Source organism: Allocatelliglobosispora scoriae (assembly GCF_014204945.1).
GTDB lineage: Bacteria > Actinomycetota > Actinomycetes > Mycobacteriales > Micromonosporaceae > Allocatelliglobosispora > Allocatelliglobosispora scoriae.
This window is the reverse complement of sequence record NZ_JACHMN010000002.1, coordinates 1,288,969-1,305,155: the sequence shown is the minus strand read 5'-3', so window position 1 is coordinate 1,305,155 and position 16,187 is coordinate 1,288,969. Positions and strand designations below refer to the sequence as shown.

16 protein-coding genes and 1 pseudogene are annotated in these 16,187 nt (G+C 69.6%); 13 read left to right on the top strand and 4 right to left on the bottom strand.

Annotation, left to right across the window (positions count from 1 at the left end):
- The first annotated feature begins 54 nt into the window (after window positions 1-54).
- From F4553_RS11590 to F4553_RS11575, 4 genes are read left to right on the top strand one after another with little or no spacing between them, the layout of a single operon-like run.
- The gene (locus tag F4553_RS11590) at window positions 55-306 is read left to right on the top strand and encodes a hypothetical protein (RefSeq protein WP_221469858.1); all 252 of its coding nucleotides are present in this window, start codon (window positions 55-57) and stop codon (window positions 304-306) included.
- Window positions 303-842 carry an RNA polymerase sigma factor gene (locus F4553_RS11585; protein ID WP_184835306.1) on the top strand — a complete coding sequence of 180 codons (540 nt, stop codon included), beginning with the start codon at window positions 303-305 and terminating at the stop codon, window positions 840-842. Before F4553_RS11590 ends, F4553_RS11585 begins: the two co-directional genes overlap by 4 nt.
- The gene (locus tag F4553_RS11580) at window positions 842-1,600 is read left to right on the top strand and encodes a peptidase inhibitor family I36 protein (RefSeq protein WP_184835304.1); all 759 of its coding nucleotides are present in this window, start codon (window positions 842-844) and stop codon (window positions 1,598-1,600) included. Before F4553_RS11585 ends, F4553_RS11580 begins: the two co-directional genes overlap by 1 nt.
- Before the next feature lie 37 nt (window positions 1,601-1,637).
- A complete protein-coding gene (locus tag F4553_RS11575) occupies window positions 1,638-2,237 on the top strand; it encodes a hypothetical protein (protein WP_184835302.1) in 600 nt (199 codons plus the stop codon).
- On the opposite strand, the gene F4553_RS11570 is transcribed toward F4553_RS11575, so the two are convergent.
- Window positions 2,227-3,291 (bottom strand): SDR family oxidoreductase, encoded by a 1,065-nt coding sequence (locus F4553_RS11570; RefSeq protein ID WP_184835300.1) that lies wholly within the window; start codon window positions 3,289-3,291, stop codon window positions 2,227-2,229. The genes F4553_RS11575 and F4553_RS11570 overlap by 11 nt on opposite strands.
- A gap of 27 nt (window positions 3,292-3,318) precedes the next feature.
- On the opposite strand from F4553_RS11570, the gene F4553_RS42370 reads away from it, so the two are divergent.
- Window positions 3,319-3,867, top strand: coding sequence for an EF-hand domain-containing protein (locus tag F4553_RS42370; RefSeq protein ID WP_184835298.1), 549 nt, complete (start codon window positions 3,319-3,321; stop codon window positions 3,865-3,867).
- A gap of 357 nt (window positions 3,868-4,224) precedes the next feature.
- On the opposite strand, the pseudogene F4553_RS42365 reads toward F4553_RS42370, so the two are convergent.
- Together F4553_RS42365 and F4553_RS11555 are read right to left on the bottom strand one after the other, a co-directional pair.
- Window positions 4,225-4,584, bottom strand: a pseudogene (locus tag F4553_RS42365) (GNAT family N-acetyltransferase); the annotation flags it as partial.
- A gap of 168 nt (window positions 4,585-4,752) precedes the next feature.
- Window positions 4,753-5,763 (bottom strand): glycoside hydrolase family protein, encoded by a 1,011-nt coding sequence (locus F4553_RS11555; RefSeq protein ID WP_184835297.1) that lies wholly within the window; start codon window positions 5,761-5,763, stop codon window positions 4,753-4,755.
- A gap of 267 nt (window positions 5,764-6,030) precedes the next feature.
- Between F4553_RS11555 and F4553_RS11550 the strand changes: the two genes are divergently transcribed.
- The 7 genes from F4553_RS11550 (at window position 6,031) to F4553_RS11520 (ending at window position 13,238) form a co-directional block, all read left to right on the top strand.
- On the top strand, window positions 6,031-7,077 hold the full coding sequence (locus F4553_RS11550) for a LacI family DNA-binding transcriptional regulator (RefSeq protein ID WP_312875163.1): 1,047 nt from the start codon (window positions 6,031-6,033) through the stop codon (window positions 7,075-7,077).
- Entirely contained in the window at window positions 7,078-8,676 is a 1,599-nt protein-coding gene (locus tag F4553_RS11545) for an FAD-dependent oxidoreductase (RefSeq protein ID WP_184835295.1), read from the top strand.
- A 37-nt stretch (window positions 8,677-8,713) separates the two neighbouring features.
- Complete coding sequence (locus F4553_RS11540; RefSeq protein WP_246466288.1) at window positions 8,714-9,994, top strand: ABC transporter substrate-binding protein; 1,281 nt, start codon at window positions 8,714-8,716, stop codon at window positions 9,992-9,994.
- 9 nt (window positions 9,995-10,003) lie between these two features.
- Window positions 10,004-10,945, top strand: a complete 942-nt coding sequence (locus F4553_RS11535) for a carbohydrate ABC transporter permease (RefSeq protein ID WP_221469857.1) — start codon at window positions 10,004-10,006, stop codon at window positions 10,943-10,945.
- Window positions 10,935-11,765 (top strand): carbohydrate ABC transporter permease, encoded by an 831-nt coding sequence (locus F4553_RS11530; RefSeq protein WP_184835293.1) that lies wholly within the window; start codon window positions 10,935-10,937, stop codon window positions 11,763-11,765. Before F4553_RS11535 ends, F4553_RS11530 begins: the two co-directional genes overlap by 11 nt.
- 2 nt (window positions 11,766-11,767) lie before the next feature.
- Window positions 11,768-12,922 (top strand): acetylxylan esterase, encoded by a 1,155-nt coding sequence (locus F4553_RS11525; RefSeq protein WP_246466286.1) that lies wholly within the window; start codon window positions 11,768-11,770, stop codon window positions 12,920-12,922.
- A 172-nt stretch (window positions 12,923-13,094) separates the two neighbouring features.
- Entirely contained in the window at window positions 13,095-13,238 is a 144-nt protein-coding gene (locus tag F4553_RS11520; RefSeq protein WP_184835291.1) for a hypothetical protein, read from the top strand.
- On the opposite strand, the gene F4553_RS11515 is transcribed toward F4553_RS11520, so the two are convergent.
- On the bottom strand, window positions 13,235-14,548 hold the full coding sequence (locus F4553_RS11515) for a helix-turn-helix domain-containing protein (protein ID WP_184835289.1): 1,314 nt from the start codon (window positions 14,546-14,548) through the stop codon (window positions 13,235-13,237). The genes F4553_RS11520 and F4553_RS11515 overlap by 4 nt on opposite strands.
- A gap of 206 nt (window positions 14,549-14,754) precedes the next feature.
- On the opposite strand from F4553_RS11515, the gene F4553_RS11510 reads away from it, so the two are divergent.
- Complete coding sequence (locus tag F4553_RS11510) at window positions 14,755-16,065, top strand: lysine N(6)-hydroxylase/L-ornithine N(5)-oxygenase family protein (RefSeq protein ID WP_184835287.1); 1,311 nt, start codon at window positions 14,755-14,757, stop codon at window positions 16,063-16,065.
- Window positions 16,066-16,187: the final 122 nt, after the last annotated feature.

The following is a 16,187-nucleotide window of genomic DNA, read 5'->3' as shown; positions in this document are numbered from 1 at the left end:
TCCGGCCACGAGTTCACGCCGGAACGCTTCTCCTCCACTAGGTAGGTGACACCGATGTGGAGGGAGTCCGTCGTGGACCCGATATTCGTCGCCGTGGTGGCGGCCGCCGGCCGCCTGATCGCGCAGTCAGTCGGGCGACTGCCGCGAAGGCGTCGGGGGAGCGGCGACAGGAACGATGCGGATCTGGCGGTTCTGCTCCGCTGCTCGTCGACGCTGCCGACCGGAACCGTGGTCCAGCGCGCGTCTCCCGACGGGAGCTGCCTGACGCTGATCATCGGTGGCGGACATGGCCGGGAAGCCCGGTGACCCGATCCGTGCTCGGATGGGGCCGTCGCCCGGAGACGCCCGCCGCCGATCATGCTTCTCGCGGTGTGGATGAGGCTTTCGCCGACTTCTATCGAGCCGAGGCTCCCGGGTTGGCGACGTTTCTCCTCTACCTCGGCGCGCGGAGCAACGACGTACCCGATCTGGTGCAGGAAACCATGTTCGCCGCCTCCCGGGCCTGGCAGGACATCACCAACCGGCGTGCCTGGCTGCGACGGGTGGCCTCACGCGAGTTCGGGCGCTTGCTGAGCCGGGTGGAGCCGCGTGCGGTCGGGGTGTCGAGGACTGCGTTGATGGTCGACGAAGCGGCGTTCGAGCACTGGGAGCAGACCAACGAGGTGCTGCGTCAGCTGCGCGAACTCCCCGCCCGGCAGCGTCAGGTGATGGCGTGGACCTACGATGGATTCAGCCCGTCGGAGATCGCCGTGGAACTCGGGATAACGCGGGAAGCGGTGCGCAGCAACCTGCTGAAGGCGCGCAAGGCTCTGACGTACCTGTCCGAGCAGGGGGGCGTGTGATGCGAGACGCCGCTGCCGACTCATCTCTGCCGGAGATCGGCGAGGTCGCCGCCTTCCTGGACATGGAGGCGGGGCTGCGGGAACTCCTGCTCCGTGTCCAACACGCCGACCTCCGTGCGGCTGTCGCCGCCCAGCTCGACACGGATGCGGGACTCGTCGAACTCCTCCGCGCAGGCGATGTCCCCGCCGCGGATGAGCGAACCGGTCATGTCGACCCGAGCAGCGGACGGCGGGCCATCCTCGTCCCTGCGCTGGCCTGCATCCTTGCCATCGGCATGATGGTCCTGGTCGGTCGGGTGGGCCTGCGCCCCGACCAGGGCGTGCTGGCGGCGTCGGCCACGCAGTCGCGGATGGAGCAGCTGCTCGCCGATCATCCCGGCGGCACACAGATCAGCCCCACCGAGGCCAGCTATGGTGACGGAAAGCTGGTGGTGACCTTGGACGAGCCCTCATCGTCGTCGGGCCTGTCCGCAGACTGCCCGGCCGGTTGGTTCTGCTTCTACAGCGAACCGGACTATCGCGGAGTCCGCGGCAAGCTCTCCGATTGTGGGTGGTCTGACCTCTATCTGTGGGGCTGGGGCGATCACATAAGTTCCGTTTACTACAACGTGAGCAGCGGCTCGGTCGACTTCTTGGACCACAGGGGATCCGGCGGCCACGCCGGCGATGAGCTGCTGTTCTCGCTGAGTGTGACCAAGCGGGGCATTCGCCTTGTCCCCCAACCGAACAGGGCCGATCACGTCAACCACCACTGCTAGGACCGGATCGCGTTGGCCTCGTCCGGTCGGTGCTGGCATGCTGTGGCGCATGCTCGCCGGACCGGAGATCGCGACCATTCTCGGCGCCGTGCTGGTGCCGGTGCTCACCGCGGTGCTGGGCGCCGTCGGCATCCTGCTGCGGGACCGGTCCAAGACCGGACGCCGCAAGCTGCAGATGGAGGACGCCGGCCGCCGGGTCGCGCTCGCCAACGAGTGGTGGCAGGCGCGGCAGAGCGTGCCGTCGTCGCCCGAGACCCTGCAGGCCGACGCGTCGAGGGTGCTGACCTGGCTCGACACCGCGGCCGAGGCGTTCGGCGGGCAGCAGGCCGCGAGCACGGACCTGCGCCCGGAGTCGCTGGGGCGGCGGCTGGTGCTCGCCTACCCGTTCCGGCGCTGGACCGCGCGGCTGGTCCGGGTCGGCTTCTACGTCGATCTCGGCCTGATGCTGATCATGCTGCTCACCTCGATGCAGGTGATGGTCACCGGTGACGCCGGGCCGGGCCGGACGATGCAGGACCGGGTCGTCTGGGGTCTCATCAGCGCCTTCCTGCTCGGGCTCGTCGCGCTCGGGCTGCGGCTGTGGGCGGTGACGATCGAGGAGGTCGCGGCGCGCCGGGCGGCGGCGGTCACGGCGTGATGATCCGCCGGATCATGCGGTGGAAGTAGGGCTCGTCCAGCACCGAGGTGTCGACGCCCTCGTCGGCGAGCACGGTGCGCGTCTGCGTGACGTCGAAGGCGGGTGACGCGGCGATCTCGGTCTCGGCGAGCAGGTGCCGGGCCGCCCGCCAGACCGCGAGCAGCACGAACGCCGCCGAACTGTCGGGTGCCTCGGTGAGCCTCCGGTGCCACCCGCCGACGTCGACCCGCTCCAGCGGTTCGCGGGCGGTCGCCAGGTGGTCGAAGAGTCGCGACATCGGGAAAGCCTGCTCCTCCACCGGGTGATGGGTCCGCCCGGCGGCGTCGGGGCGCAGCGACAACGCGGCGATGGCCCGGGCGGTGAAGTCGACGCTGCCGACGCAGACCTCGCCCGTCGTCTCGGGTGCCGCACGCAGGGCCGCGGCGGCGCGGATGATGCGGGCGACGACGTCGCTGCCGGAGCACTCGCCGGTACGCGTGTCGCCCGTGACCAGCCCCGGACGGTAGATCGTCAGCGGGACGCCGCTCGCGAGGAGCTCCCGTTCGGCGACGAGCTTGGTGCGGCAGTAGCCGATCTCACCGGCCGACTCCCAGCTCGGCTCGGTGTCCTCGGTGACCTTGGGCAGGCCGACCGCCCGACCGGCGAGGAAGACGCCGAGTGTCGAGACGTAGTGCAGGTGGTGCTCACCCCGCTGGGCCAGGGCGAGCACGTTGCGGCTGCCCTCGACGTTGGCCGGGGCGAGCCGTTCGTAGTCGGCGGCGAGGTTGACGGAGGCGGCGCAGTGGTAGACCGCTCCGACCGTCGCGGCCAGCTCCCTGAAGTCCACTTCGGAGAGACCGAGGCGCGGCAGGCGTACGTCGCCGGGGACGACGACTATCCGGTGCCGCAGCTCGTCGGGGATGTCGAGCCGGGCGTGCAGGCGCCGCTCGCCGCCGGCGGGAGTGCGGCCACGAACGAGGCAATGGATGTCACCCGGCTGGGCTATCAGCAGGCTGTGGCAGAGCCTGCTGCCGAGGAAACCTGTTGCGCCCGTGAGCAATATGGGACGATTCATAAAACTCATCGTATAAGGGGTGAAACCGTGCTTACTATCCTCCAGGAGCGTAAACTCGACCAGGCCTTCGGCCACCTCGACGTCGATCGCGACGGTGCGATCGAGTGGGAGGACTGGATCGCGCTCGCCACCCGGATCACCAGCGCCTTCGGGCAGTCGCCGACGACGCCGCGCGGCGCGGAGGTCGTCAGCGCGTTCGAGCAGCTGTGGCAGGCCCTGCTCGCCAACCTCGACCTCGACGGCGATCGCAGGATCGACCCGGTCGAGTGGCGCGAGGGGATGGCCGGAGCCTTCATCGACAGCCCCGACGGCTACCTCGCCAACTTCCGGCCCGCCGCCCGCGCGGTCTTCCACCTCGCCGACACCGACGGCGACGGCACGCTACGGCCCGCCGAGTTCCACGCGCTGCAGCGGGCCTTCGGCACGGCTGACGCGGCGATCGACGCGGCGTTCCAGCGGTTGGACTCCGACGGGTCCGGCGAGCTCACGGTCGACGAGCTCGTCGTCGCGGCGGAGGAGTATTACCGGGGTGCCGACCCCGACGCGCCGGGCAACTGGCTCTGGGGACCGGTCTAGACGTCCCACATTTCGTGGACCCGGGCGGTCGGGGGCCGCGTCGCCGAGTTCGGCGCGCAAGGCCAACCGTGCCGGGTCCACCAGGAACGCCTCATAGCCGTCGCGGGAAGAAAACAAGATCACATGCAGCTCGGTACGCGAGTCCGCCGTGCGCATCCTCCGCTCCGCCGTGCCGCCGTGCCTGCCGAGCAGCCCGAGCACGGTGTCCTCGTATCCGGTTCCGGCATCGACGGCGTCTTCGGCGTACTCGACGAGCGCCATCAGCCGGACCGGCTCGGCGTCGGCGGGCTCGACGAGCGACTTGACGAAGTGGTGGTCGGCGTTGCCGTCGGGGAAGGCGTCGAGCCGCCCCACCTCGACATAGCCGTGCTTGCGGTAGAACCCCGGTGCCTGGAAGGTCAGCGACGACACCGTGATCTGCCGGCAGCCCCGGCGGCGGGCCTCGTCCTCGGCGGCCTGCAGCAGCCTGCCGCCCCAGCCGTGCGAGCGGTGGTCCTCGCGTACCCAGAGGGAACCGATCCCGGCGCAGTCGCCCCAGCTCCAGCCGGTGAGCCCGGCGGCCAGTCCGCCGTCGGAGTCGGTCACCCGGATGGCGATGGAGTGCTGGTCGGCTCCGACCGCCGCCTCGTTGAAGGCGACCAGGCGCCCGCCGATCTCGTCGTCGAGGGTCGCGTCGGCGGCTCGGACTTCCAGCACGCTGTGGTGCGGCGCAGTCATGCGGCGAGCATGCCAGCCCGTCCACCCCACCACCCCTGAATTTTAATGCTGGACACGCCGCGATTCCGGTAACAAAAGTCAGGATCAACTCGGGCCGGTTTGCGACGGCGAGTTGATCCTGACTTTTGTTGCACTTTCTGCGGCGTGTCCAGCATTAAAATTCAGGGGTTAGAGGGCGCGGGCCACCGCGATCGTGCTGCTGCTGCGCTGGCCGGCCTCGTAGAACATGTACTCCACGCCGCCGTCGGTGCCGAAGCTCGGAGCCGCCGACCGGCCGTTGTCCGGAGCCCCCGTCAAAGGAGTGTGGAACACACCCAGATGGACCTCGCGGTCGAAGGAGTTGCCCACCTCCGTCAAGTACATCTTGCCGGAATTGCCATGATAGGCGACGTATGTCGTGCCGTTGCGGTAGAGCAGGCTCGGCCCGCTCAGGTCGGTCTGGCCGTCGCCTGCGGGGGAGACGAGCGGGGTCGGGTCGAACTGCCACGACTTCCCGTCCGCCGACCAGCCCCAGAAGATCTTGCGGTGGCCCGGCGAGACGGTGTGGTAGCCCATGAAGACCATGACGTACTTGGCACCGAGGGCAGGGATGTTGTGCGCGAAGACCCGGGCGTAGGAGACCTCGGTCGTGTTCGGCACCATCGCCGTGGTCAGCACCGTGCCGTAGTAGGTGTAGTTGACGCCGTTGGTGGAGGTCGCGAGCCGCGTCGTGGTGTTCTCGCCGTGGAAATACATGAAGAACTGCCTGGTGGTGGCGTTCCAGATCACGTGCGGCGACGAGACGTGGCTGACCGAGTAGTAGGGCGACCACACGTTCTTGATGATCGGGTTCGCCGCGTACTCGGTGAACTGGCCGGACAGCGAGTTGCCGTAGGCGAGGCAGATGCCGCCCGGGGCGTCGTGCGGGGCGTAGTAGAGGTAGTAGCGGCCCAGCGGTGACGAGAGCTTGTCGTAGACCCCCCGGATGCAGGGGAAGATCAGCTCACCGGTGGGGTTGTAGCGCAGGTTCGCCTTGGTGAACGGGGTGCCCAGGTAGGCGTACCCGGGGAAACCGGCGGGACCGGCGTGGGCGGCCGAGCCGAGCGCGGTGCCGGCGAGACCGCCGAGCGTCGCCGCGCCGCCGAGGGCGACGGCGCCGCGCAGCAGGCTGCGGCGGGGGAGCGCGGGTGTGTCATCCATCGAGGTGCCTCCGATCGTGGGGGACGGTCGATCGTGGCCAGCAATCCAGTGACTCAGAGTGATGGCCAGGAGGAGCGTGGTGGCCATGAGTCTGCGACCGGCCGGAGGCGTCAGTCAAGACACTAATACGTATTAGTTCAGGGATTTCCCGTGCAACATTTCCAGCACGAGGTCTTGACGGGTGCCGGGGAGAGCCATCAAGATGGCAACCCTGCAACGGCTAATACGCATTAGTCGAAACCGACCAGAAACGATTGGATACGCTCCGTGACCGCTCCCCGCAGGCGGGTGACCCAGCAGGACATCGCCCGGATGACCGGCGTCAGCCAGTCCACCGTCTCGATCGTCCTCAATGGACGTAGCGAGTCCGATGTGCGCATCGCGCCGGAGACCCGGGACCGGGTGCTGCGCGCCATCGCCGAGACCGGATACGTCGCCGATCCGATCGCCCGGCGACTCGGGTCGCGGCACAACCGCATCCTCGGCGTCTTCACCTACGAGGCGGTCTTCCCCAGCGCCAACAGCGACTTCTACCACCCCTTCCTCGTCGGCATCGAGGAGCGGGCCGAGGGCCTCGGCTGCGACCTGCTGCTGCTCACCAGCTCCCCGGTGGTCGACGGCCGCCGCCGGATCTTCCACGAGGACAACCGGCTGCGCCTCGCCGACGGCTGCGTGCTGCTCGGCCGCTCGCTCGACCGGGCCGAGCTGACCCGGCTCGTCGCCGACGGGCTGCCCTTCGTCTCCGTCGGCCGCCGCGACGACGCGGGCGGGCCGGTGCCCTATGTCGGCGCCGACTACGCCGCCGCCGTCGCCGCCCTGGTCCGGCGGGCCACCGGGCTCGGCCACACCACGCTGATCTACCTGGGCGAGGGTGGCGGGCCGGAGTCGCACGCCGACCGCATGAGCGGCTTCCGGGCCGCCGTCGCCGAGGTGCCGGGCACGACCGGGCGGCACGAGCTCGCGGTCGGCCGTACCCCGGACGAGCTGCTCGACCTCGTCCTCGACAACGGTGCCACGGCGGTCTTCGCCGAGGAGCATGCCGACGGGGTGGCGCTGGTGGCGGCGGCGGAGAAGCGCGGGCTCGCCGTGCCGGCCGACCTCTCCGTGCTCACCCTCGGCGACCCCACCCGCACCGCCCCGGCGGGCCCGGCGGACCTGGAGTTCAGCGGCTTCCGCATCCCCCGGCGCCGGATGGGCTGGGAAGCGGTCGAGGTGCTCACCGCCCTGATCGAGGGCACGCAGACATCGACTCAGCGGCTGCTGGAGTGCGAATTCGTGCCCGGCGCCACCCTTGCACAACCGAGAGGAATCTAGATGGAGGCCGATATCCTCGTCGTCGGCGGCGGGCTCGGCGGCGTCGCCGCGGCCCTCGGCGCGCTGCGGGCCGGGCGACGGGTCATCCTCACCGAGGAGTTCGACTGGCTCGGCGGCCAGCTCACCAGCCAGGCCGTCCCGCCGGACGAGCACTCCTGGGTCGAGCAGTTCGGCGTCACCGCGTCCTACCGCGCGCTGCGCGAGGGGATCCGGGACTACTACCGGCGCCACTACCCGCTGACCAGCGCGGCTCGGGCCGTCCGGGAGCTCAATCCCGGCGCCGGGCACGTCAGCCGGCTCTGCCACGAGCCGCGGGTCGCGGTCGCGGTCCTCGAAGCGATGCTCGCGCCCTACCGGGGCTCGGGGCGGCTGCGGGTGCTGCAGCCCTACCGTCCGATCGCCGCGCAGGCCGACGGGGACCGGGTCACCTCGGTGACGCTCGCCCACCGCGACAGCGGCGAGCTGGTCACGGTCAGCGCACCCTATGTGCTCGACGCGACGGAGACCGGGGAGCTGCTGCCGCTGACCGGCACCGAGTTCGTCACCGGCTTCGAGTCGCAGCACGAGACCGGGGAGCCGAGCGCCCCCGACATCGCCGACCCGACCAACATGCAGGCGATGTCGGTCTGCTTCGCGATCGACCACGTCGACGGCGACCACACGATCGACCGGCCGGACTCCTACGGGTTCTGGCGGGACTACCAGCCCGCGTTCTGGGGGGACCGGATGCTCTCCTTCCGGTCGCCGAACCCGCGCACCCTGTCGATCAGCGAGCGGAGCTTCACGCCCAACCCGGACGACGATCCGCTCGCGGTCCTCGCCGATCAGCGGGTCAACCCCGGTGACGGCAACCTGTGGACCTTCCGCCGGATCGCGGCTCGCCGGATGTTCGTCGACGGGTCCTACGAGAGCGACATCTGCCTGGTCAACTGGCCGATGATCGACTACTTCGAGGCGCCGATCATCGGCGTACCCGATGCGGAAGCGCACGTGGCGGCGGCGCGCGAGCTGTCGCGGTCGGTCCTCTACTGGCTGCAGACGCAGGCGCCGCGCGCCGACGGCGGCACGGGCTTCCCCGGGCTGCGGTTGCGCTCCGATGTCACCGGCGGCGGCGCGGGCGGTCTCGCCCAGGCGCCATACATCCGCGAGTCACGCCGCATCCGCGCCGAGCGCACCGTCGTGGAGCAGGACCTTTCCCTGTCGGTACGCGGTGACAAGGGCGCGGTCTCCTACCCGGACGCGATCGGGGTGGGGATGTACCGCATCGACCTGCACCCGTCGACGGGCGGCGACAACTACATCGACGTCGGGTCCTGTCCCTTCGAGATCCCGCTCGGCGCGCTCATCCCGCAACGGATGGAGAACCTGCTGCCGGCCGGGAAGAACATCGGCACCACGCACATCACCAACGGCTCCTACCGGTTGCACCCGGTGGAGTGGAACGTCGGTGAGGTCGCCGGCGCGCTCGCGGCCTTCTGCCTTACCCGGGGCGAGTCCCCGCGAGCGGTGCGCAACACCCCCGGCCTGCTGGCCGAGTTTCAGGCCCTGCTGGTCCGCGACGGCGTCGAGCTGCGCTGGCCGGATGTGGCCGGTTACTGATGCTGATTCCCTCCCTTTTGATCATGAGGAGTTCCCTATGACGCTCCACCGGGGCATGCGCCTCGCCGCCGTCGCGCTCGCCGGGCTGATCGGCCTGGCCGCGTGCGGCAGCGAGAAGGCGGCCGACTCCGGCCCGGTCTCCCTGCGGGTGACGGTCTGGACCGCCAACGAGGCCCACCTGAAGCTCTTCAACTCCATCGCCGACGAGTACAAGAAGACCCACAGCAACGTCACCGAGATCAAGTTCGACCCGATCCCGTTCGAGAGCTACACCACGACGCTGACGACGCAGATCGCCGGTGGCAACGGGCCGGACCTGGCCTGGCTGCTGGAGAACTCGGCGCCGGACTTCGTCTCCTCCGGCGCGCTGGTGCCGCTCGACGACACCCTGGCCAAGGCCGACGGCTACAACGTCGCCGACCTCTCCCCGTCGGCGACGAAGCTGTGGCAGACCGGCGGCAAGCTCTACGCCTACCCGTTCTCCACCTCGCCCTTCGGCATCTTCGTCAACACCGACCTGCTCAAGGCGGCCGGGCAGAAGACCCCGGCCGAGCTGATCGCGGCCGGTCAGTGGGACTGGACGGGGGCCTACGCGGCAGCCGCCGCGGTCAAGGCGAAGACCGGCAAGGCGGGTCTCGTCGTGCGGGACTTCGACTACAAGGGCTGGGACAACCTCGCCTCGATCTGGACCGGCTGGGGCGCCCAGGCGTGGAGCGCCGACGGCAAGACCTGCGGGTTCGCAGCGCCGGAGATGGTCGACGCGATGACGACCCTGCACAAGGCGATCTTCACCGACAAGGCGCTGCCGGGCCCCGGCACGGCGGCGGACTTCTTCACCGGCGAGGCGGGCATGACGATCACCCAGATCTCCCGCGCCTCGCTGCTCAAGGACGCGAAGTTCGGCTGGGACCTGGTCCCGCTGCCGGCCGGTCCCAAGGGCAAGTACGCCGTGATCGGCCAGGCCGGCATCGGCGCGCTGAAGAAGGGCAAGCACGCGGCGGAGGCGGCCGACTTCCTCGCCTTCTTCACCCGCCCCGACAACTCGGCGAAGCTCGCGGCGTACTTCCCGCCGCCGCGCCAGAGCCAGCTCACCGCGGAGACGCTCGCCAAGACCAACCCGCTGCTCAAGCCCGAGCAGTTGCAGACGGTCGTCATCGACGGCATCGCCACCGGTGTCGTCAAGCCCAGCCACAGCGGCCAGGCCGAGATCAGCCAGGCGGTCCGGGCGGCGCTCGACCCGCTGTGGAAGGCCGACGCCGACGTCAAGGGCGTGCTCGACGGTGTCTGCTCCGCCATCAACCCGCTGCTGGCCAAGTAGGGCAGTGCATTGACCGACCGCACGCAGTCGCCGGTGGGTGCTTCGGCATCCACCGGCACCGCGCCCCGATACTGGACCACCCGGCGACGGGACCAGCTCGCGGCCTACCTCTTCATCACGCCGCAGCTCATCGGCACGATCGTCTTCGTGCTGATCCCGCTCGGACTGGTCGGGTGGTACAGCCTGCACGAGTGGAACGTGCTCGCCGACACCTTCGACTTCGTCGGCGGGGAGAACTACCAGGCGCTGCTCGACGATCCGAAGCTGCCGGGGGTGCTCGCCGCGACCGGGATCTTCTCGGTCGGCCTCGTCATCCTCAACCTGGGTCTGGCGCTGCTGCTCGCGGTCCTGCTCAACCAGAAGCTGCGCGGCACGATCGTCTTCCGGACGATCTTCTTCTCGCCGGTCGTCGTCTCGCTCGTCGCCTGGACCATCGTCTGGAACTTCCTGCTCCAGGACAACGGCGGCATCAACGGCCTGCTCGACGCGATCGGCATCGCCGGACCCAACTGGCTGCGCGGCGAGGGCACCGCGATGGCCGCGGTCGTCGTGGTGCAGGTGATCAAGAACGTCGGCCTCAACATGGTGCTCTTCCTCGCCGCGCTGCAGGGCGTCCCGGCCGACCTCTACGAGGCGGCGAAGATGGACGGCGCGAGCCGGTGGCGGCAGTTCCGGGCCATCACGGTCCCGATGATCAGCCCGACGATCCTGCTCACCTCGATCATCACGGTCGTCGGCGCGCTGCAGGTCTTCGCCCAGATCGCCGTGCTCACCCAGGGCGGTCCGGGCACCTCGACGACCGTGCTCGTCTACTACCTCTACCAGCAGGCGTTCCAGTTCCACCACTTCGGCTACGGCGCGACGCTGTCGGTGCTGCTGTTCGGCATCGTGCTCCTGCTGACCGTGGTGCAGTGGCAGATGCGCCGGAAATGGGTCTTCCATGAGTCGTAAGGGGAAGCTGCTCATCTACGGGGCGCTCTGCGTATTGGCGCTGCCGTTTCTCTTCCCGACCTGGTGGATGGTGACGTCGTCGGTCAAGCCCGACATCGACATCTTCACCTTCCCGCCCCAGCTGATCCCGACGTCGTTCAGCCTCGACGCCTACCGCGAGGTCTTCACGCTGCAGCCGTTCGCGCGGCAGTACTTCAACAGCGCCTACATCGCGGCGGTGGTCACCCTGGGGACGCTCGCGGTGGCTTCCCTCTCGGGGTACGCCTTCGCGCGGATCAGGTTCCGTGGCCAGAACGTGCTCTTCCTGGTGGTGCTGGTCGGGCTGCTCATCCCGAGCGAGGTGACGATCGTTCCGCTGTTCCAGATGTTCCACACCTGGGGCATGATCGATACGCATTGGCCGCTGGTGCTCGTACCGATCTTCGGGGCGCCGAGCGTGCTCGCGACCTTCATCATGCGGCAGTTCTTCCTGGCCCTGCCCGGTGAGCTGGAGGAGGCGGCGCGGATGGACGGCCTCGGCCGCTTCGCGATCTTCTGGCGGATCGCGCTGCCGCTGGCCCGCCCGGCGCTCGCCGCCGTCGCGATCTTCACCTTCCTGCACTCGTGGAACCTCTACCTGGAGCCGATCGTCTTCCTCTCGACCCCGGAACTCTTCACGCTGCCGCAGGCGTTGACGCAGTTCGTGGACGCCTACGGTGGTCCGATGTGGAACGTGCAGCTCTCGGCGGCGTCGCTCACCGCGATCCCGGTGCTGGTCGTCTTCGTGATCGCGCAGCGCCAGTTCATCGAGGGCCTCGCACACACAGGCCTGAAAGGGTAGCCATGCCGCTCACCGACCTGCGCCTGCCGGAGCTCGACGCGTACCGCCCGACCAGGCGGATCCCGGCCGACTTCGACGAGTTCTGGGCGTCGACCCTGGCGCAGGCCCGGACCTTCCCGCTCGACCCGGTCTTCACGCCGGTCGCGAGCGGCTTGGCGATCGTCGACGTCTTCGACGTGGCCTTCTCGGGTTTCGGCGGCGACCGGATCCGCGCGTGGTTGGCACTGCCGCGCGGTGTGGCGCTGGCACGAGGAGTGAGCGAGCGAAGCGAGGGAGCCCCGCAGGGCGCGCCGGGTGATGCCGTGCTGGCACGAGGAGTGAGCGAGCGAAGCGAGGGAGCCCCGCAGGGCGCGCCGGGTGATGCCGTGCTGGCACGAGGAGTGAGCGAGCGAAGCGAGGGAGCCCCGCAGGGCGCGCCCGGAAATACAGTCGGGCGGCTGCCGTGCGTCGTCGAGTTCCCCGGCTACGGCGGCGGGCGCGGGCTGCCGACCGACTGCCTGCTCTATGCCGCAGCCGGGTACGCCCACCTCTTCGTCGACATCCGGGGACAGGGGAGCGGCTGGCGATCCGGGGACACCCCCGATCCGCACGGGACCGGACCGCAGCACCCGGGCGTCATGACCCGGGGAGTGCTCGACCCCGCCGGGTACTACTACCGCCGCGTCATCACCGACTGCGTTCGGGCGGTCGAGGTGGCGGCCGCGCATCCGGCGGTCGACCCGGACCGGATCGCGGTGACCGGGATCAGTCAGGGCGGCGGGCTCACCCTCGCCGTCGCGGGCCTGTCGTCGCAGGTCGCGGCCGCCGCGCCGGACGTACCGTTCCTCTGCGACATGCGCCGGGGTACCGAGATCGCCTCGGCCGGGCCGTTCCAGGAGGTCGTCGGCTACCTCGCGGTGCACCGAGGGCATGAGGAGCAGGTCTTCGAGACGCTGGCCTACGCCGACGGGGTCAACTTCGCCGAGCGGGCGGAGTGTCCGTCCCTGTTCAGCGTGGCGCTGATGGACGAGAGCTGCCCGGCGTCCACGGTCTTCGGCGCCTACCACCTGTACGCCGGGCCCAAGGCGATCGAGGTCTACCCCTTCAACGGCCACGAGGGCGGCGAGTCCGTCCAGGACGCCGCCCGCCTCGCCTTCCTCGCCCGGCATCTATCCTGACCTCCCTGAAGATCGTCGCAACTCTTGAAGAGTTGGTCCTAAGGCCTGGCGGCCTGAGGCACCAACTCTTCAAGAGTTGCGACGATCTTTCGTAACGCATCGTCAGGTATCGCTTGATTAAATCAATCATCACCGATACCTTGCACGGAGTTGATGAAGCTTTGGAGGCAGCGTGAAGGCGCAAGTGTTGGTGCTGGCAGCGGTGATCACCGCCGTGCTCGCCGTGATCGGATACGGTCCCATCGGCCCGGACGGGCCCGGGGGCTGCTGTCCCGCACCGCCCGCCTCGGCGCCTCCGGTGGTGGCCGGAGCCTAGACGAGCACCCGCCGCGCCGAGATCGCCGGTGCCACCGCACCCGACGCGTCGGCGAGGTACTGGAAGGCACGGACTGCGGCCGCGGTCTCGCCGAGGCTCAGCAGCAGCTCGGCGATCTCGCGCCAGAGGCTCGCGCCCTGCCGCCCGATGCCGAGCGCGCGGAGCTGCTCGATCACCAGGTCGAGCTGTGCCAGCGCGCCGGCGGTGTCGCCACCGGCGGCGAGCGCCTGTGCCCACACCGTCCGGGCGTTGCTCACCTCCAGGATGGGGCGCTCGCCGAGTCGGCGTACGACATCGGCGGCGAGCTCGGCGGCCTGCTCGATCCGGCCCAGGTGCAGGTGGCAGCGGGCCAGCTCGGTGTCGCAGTAGGCGAGGTCCATCTCGATGCCGGCCTCCGCGAGGCGGGCCCGGGCCAGCAGCAGGAGCTGCTCGGCGCGGGTCACCTCGACCGGCTGCGCGCGCAGGATGATCCAGGCGAGGTCGGTGCGCAGCCGGGCGATGCTGCGCTCGTCGCTGTCCTCGGTGAAGAGCCCGAGTGCGCGTTCGGCGAGGGCGATCGCCTCGCCGAGCTGACCGCGTGCCTCGGCGACGAGGCTGGCGTTCCAGTAGGCGGAGCCGCGCGACCGCCGGGATCCCTGCTGCTCGGCGAGGTCGATCGCCTGCCGGGCCAGCACCTCCGCGCTCGCCCAGTCGCCGCGCTGCCAGTAGGTGCCGGCGAGGGTGGAGACGAGGCGGACGTCGTTCTCCGTGCCGGTGAGTCCCAGCTCCGCCACCTCGCGGCGGGCGGCCTCGCCGATGTCGATGCTGCGGCCGAGGTCGCCGACCTCCCGGTAGAGGCGGCAGTGGGTGTTGAGCAGGACGAGCAGCTCGGCGGCGCAGGGTGTGCCGCCGCGGACGAGGTCGAGCAGCAGCTCCACCTCGCCTATCGCGTCCTCCAGGCGGCCATCGGCCTCGTAGGTCCGGGAGAGCGCCCAGTGCGCGTCGGCGGCGATGCTGTTGTGCTGGACCAGATCGCCGAGCTCGCGCAGCGCCTCACCGGTGTCGCCGTTGGCGAGGGCCAGCTCGGCGTAGCGCAGCCGCAGCACGAGCTGGGCCTGGTGCTCGCGGTCGATCTCGGGCTCCAGCAGCGCCGCTTCGCTGGTGCCGAGCCGGTCCGCGATCGCGCGCAGGATCTTCGGCTCCGGCATCCGTCGACCGGCCTCGATCAACGAGACATAGCTCGCCGACGCGATGCCCTCGGCGAGTTGGAGCTGGCTCAGGTTGTGGGACCGGCGTAGGTGACGGATGCGCTCGCCCAGGACCTTGGACATTCCTCACCTCACCGACTCGACGATTTCTACAGACCATAGCCATGGTTGTGTCGATCGTGAACACCTGAGCACGGGAATCCGACAGCAGGGTGTTTGTCGTCCGTGGACTTGGCACTCCGGGCGGCCTTGGCAGCAAGGAACCGCTAGGTTAGCCTAACCTAAGTCATGAGCGTCAGGCTTGTGGTGTAGCCGAGGATGGGACGGACATGTCAGAGTTGTCCATTGATGGAGAACCGATCTACGACATCGTCGGGGTGGGATTCGGGCCCTCCAATCTGGCGCTCGCCATCGCCGTCACCGAGTCCGCCGCCAGCACCGGTCTCACCGCGGTCTTCCTGGAGCGCCAAGCCGGCTTCGGCTGGCATCGCGGGATGCTCCTCAATGACGCCACCATGCAGGTCTCCTTCATGAAAGACCTGGTCACGCTGCGCAATCCGGCCAGCCACTACAGCTTCATCAGCTATCTGCACAGCCGCAACCGGTTGATCGACTTCATCAACCACAAGAACCACTACCCGCTGCGGGTCGAGTTCCACGACTACCTGGAGTGGGCGGCGCAGAAGGTCGAGCAAATGGTGCGCTACGGGCACGAGGTGCTCGAGGTGATGCCGGTGATCGAGGGCGGCCGGGCGGCGTACTTCAACGTCATCGCACAGGGCCGCGGACCGGCTCGGGTCATCCGGGCTCGCAATGTCGTCCTCGCCACCGGGTTGCGTCCGGCGCTGCCCGACGGTGTGACCGCGTCGCCGACCGTCTGGCACAGCAACGACCTGCTGCGACGGGTCGAGGAGCAGGTCGCGCCGCCCCAGCGGATCGTCGTCGTGGGCGCCGGGCAGAGCGCGGCCGAGGCGACCACCTTCCTGCACGAGCGCTTCCCGGACGCGGAGGTCTGCGCGGTCTTCTCCCGATACGGCTACAGCCCCGCCGACGACAGCCCTTTCGCCAACCGGATCTTCGACCCGGCCGCCGTCGACGACTTCTACCACGCGCCGCCGGAGACGAAGGAGCTGCTGCAGCGCTACCACAGCGGCACCAACTACTCCGTGGTGGATCTCGATCTGATCAACGAGATCTACCGGCGGGCCTATCAGGAGAAGGTGCTGGGCCGGGAGCGGCTGCGTATCCTCAACGCCTCCCGGCTCGTCTCGGCGGAGCCGACCGCCACGGGCGTCGAGGTGGCGGTCACCTCGCTGATCACCGGTGAGCCGACCGTCCTCGACGCCGACATCCTGGTCTGCGCGACGGGTTACCGCCCCGCCGACCCGGCCCGGGTGCTCGGTGACGTGGTGGCGCACTGCCGCCACGACGAGCACGGCCGCCTGCTGGTCGGCCGCGATTACCGGGTGCACACCGGACCGGAGCTGACCTGCGGCGTCTACCTCCAGGGCGGCACCGAGCACACCCACGGCATCACGTCGTCGCTGCTCTCGGCCACAGCGGTCCGCGCCGGCGAGATCCTCCAATCCGTCCAGTCCCACCGCACCCCCGCCCCCCGCCCCCAACTAACCCACGCCTAACCCGCCCCCCGCCCCCCCGCCCCTCCGCCCCGCCCCCGCCCTAAATTCGCGTTGATCAAGGGAAGACTCGCCATGTCGGGTGTCCGATATGCGGCGAGTCTTCCCTTGATCAACGCGAATTT

Bases quoted from the DNA above. Each gene is read 5' to 3' on its own strand.
- F4553_RS11515 (WP_184835289.1), bottom strand. From the start codon at position 14,548: ATGTCCAAGGTCCTGGGCGAGCGCATCCGTCACCTACGCCGGTCCCAC.
- F4553_RS11510 (WP_184835287.1), top strand. From the start codon at position 14,755: ATGTCAGAGTTGTCCATTGATGGAGAACCGATCTACGACATCGTCGGG.
- F4553_RS11545 (WP_184835295.1), top strand. From the start codon at position 7,078: ATGGAGGCCGATATCCTCGTCGTCGGCGGCGGGCTCGGCGGCGTCGCC.
- F4553_RS11525 (WP_246466286.1), top strand. From the start codon at position 11,768: ATGCCGCTCACCGACCTGCGCCTGCCGGAGCTCGACGCGTACCGCCCG.
- F4553_RS11575 (WP_184835302.1), top strand. From the start codon at position 1,638: ATGCTGTGGCGCATGCTCGCCGGACCGGAGATCGCGACCATTCTCGGC.
- F4553_RS11540 (WP_246466288.1), top strand. From the start codon at position 8,714: ATGACGCTCCACCGGGGCATGCGCCTCGCCGCCGTCGCGCTCGCCGGG.
- F4553_RS11530 (WP_184835293.1), top strand. From the start codon at position 10,935: ATGAGTCGTAAGGGGAAGCTGCTCATCTACGGGGCGCTCTGCGTATTG.
- F4553_RS11580 (WP_184835304.1), top strand. From the start codon at position 842: ATGCGAGACGCCGCTGCCGACTCATCTCTGCCGGAGATCGGCGAGGTC.
- F4553_RS11590 (WP_221469858.1), top strand. From the start codon at position 55: ATGTGGAGGGAGTCCGTCGTGGACCCGATATTCGTCGCCGTGGTGGCG.
- F4553_RS11555 (WP_184835297.1), bottom strand. From the start codon at position 5,763: ATGGATGACACACCCGCGCTCCCCCGCCGCAGCCTGCTGCGCGGCGCC.
- F4553_RS11570 (WP_184835300.1), bottom strand. From the start codon at position 3,291: ATGAATCGTCCCATATTGCTCACGGGCGCAACAGGTTTCCTCGGCAGC.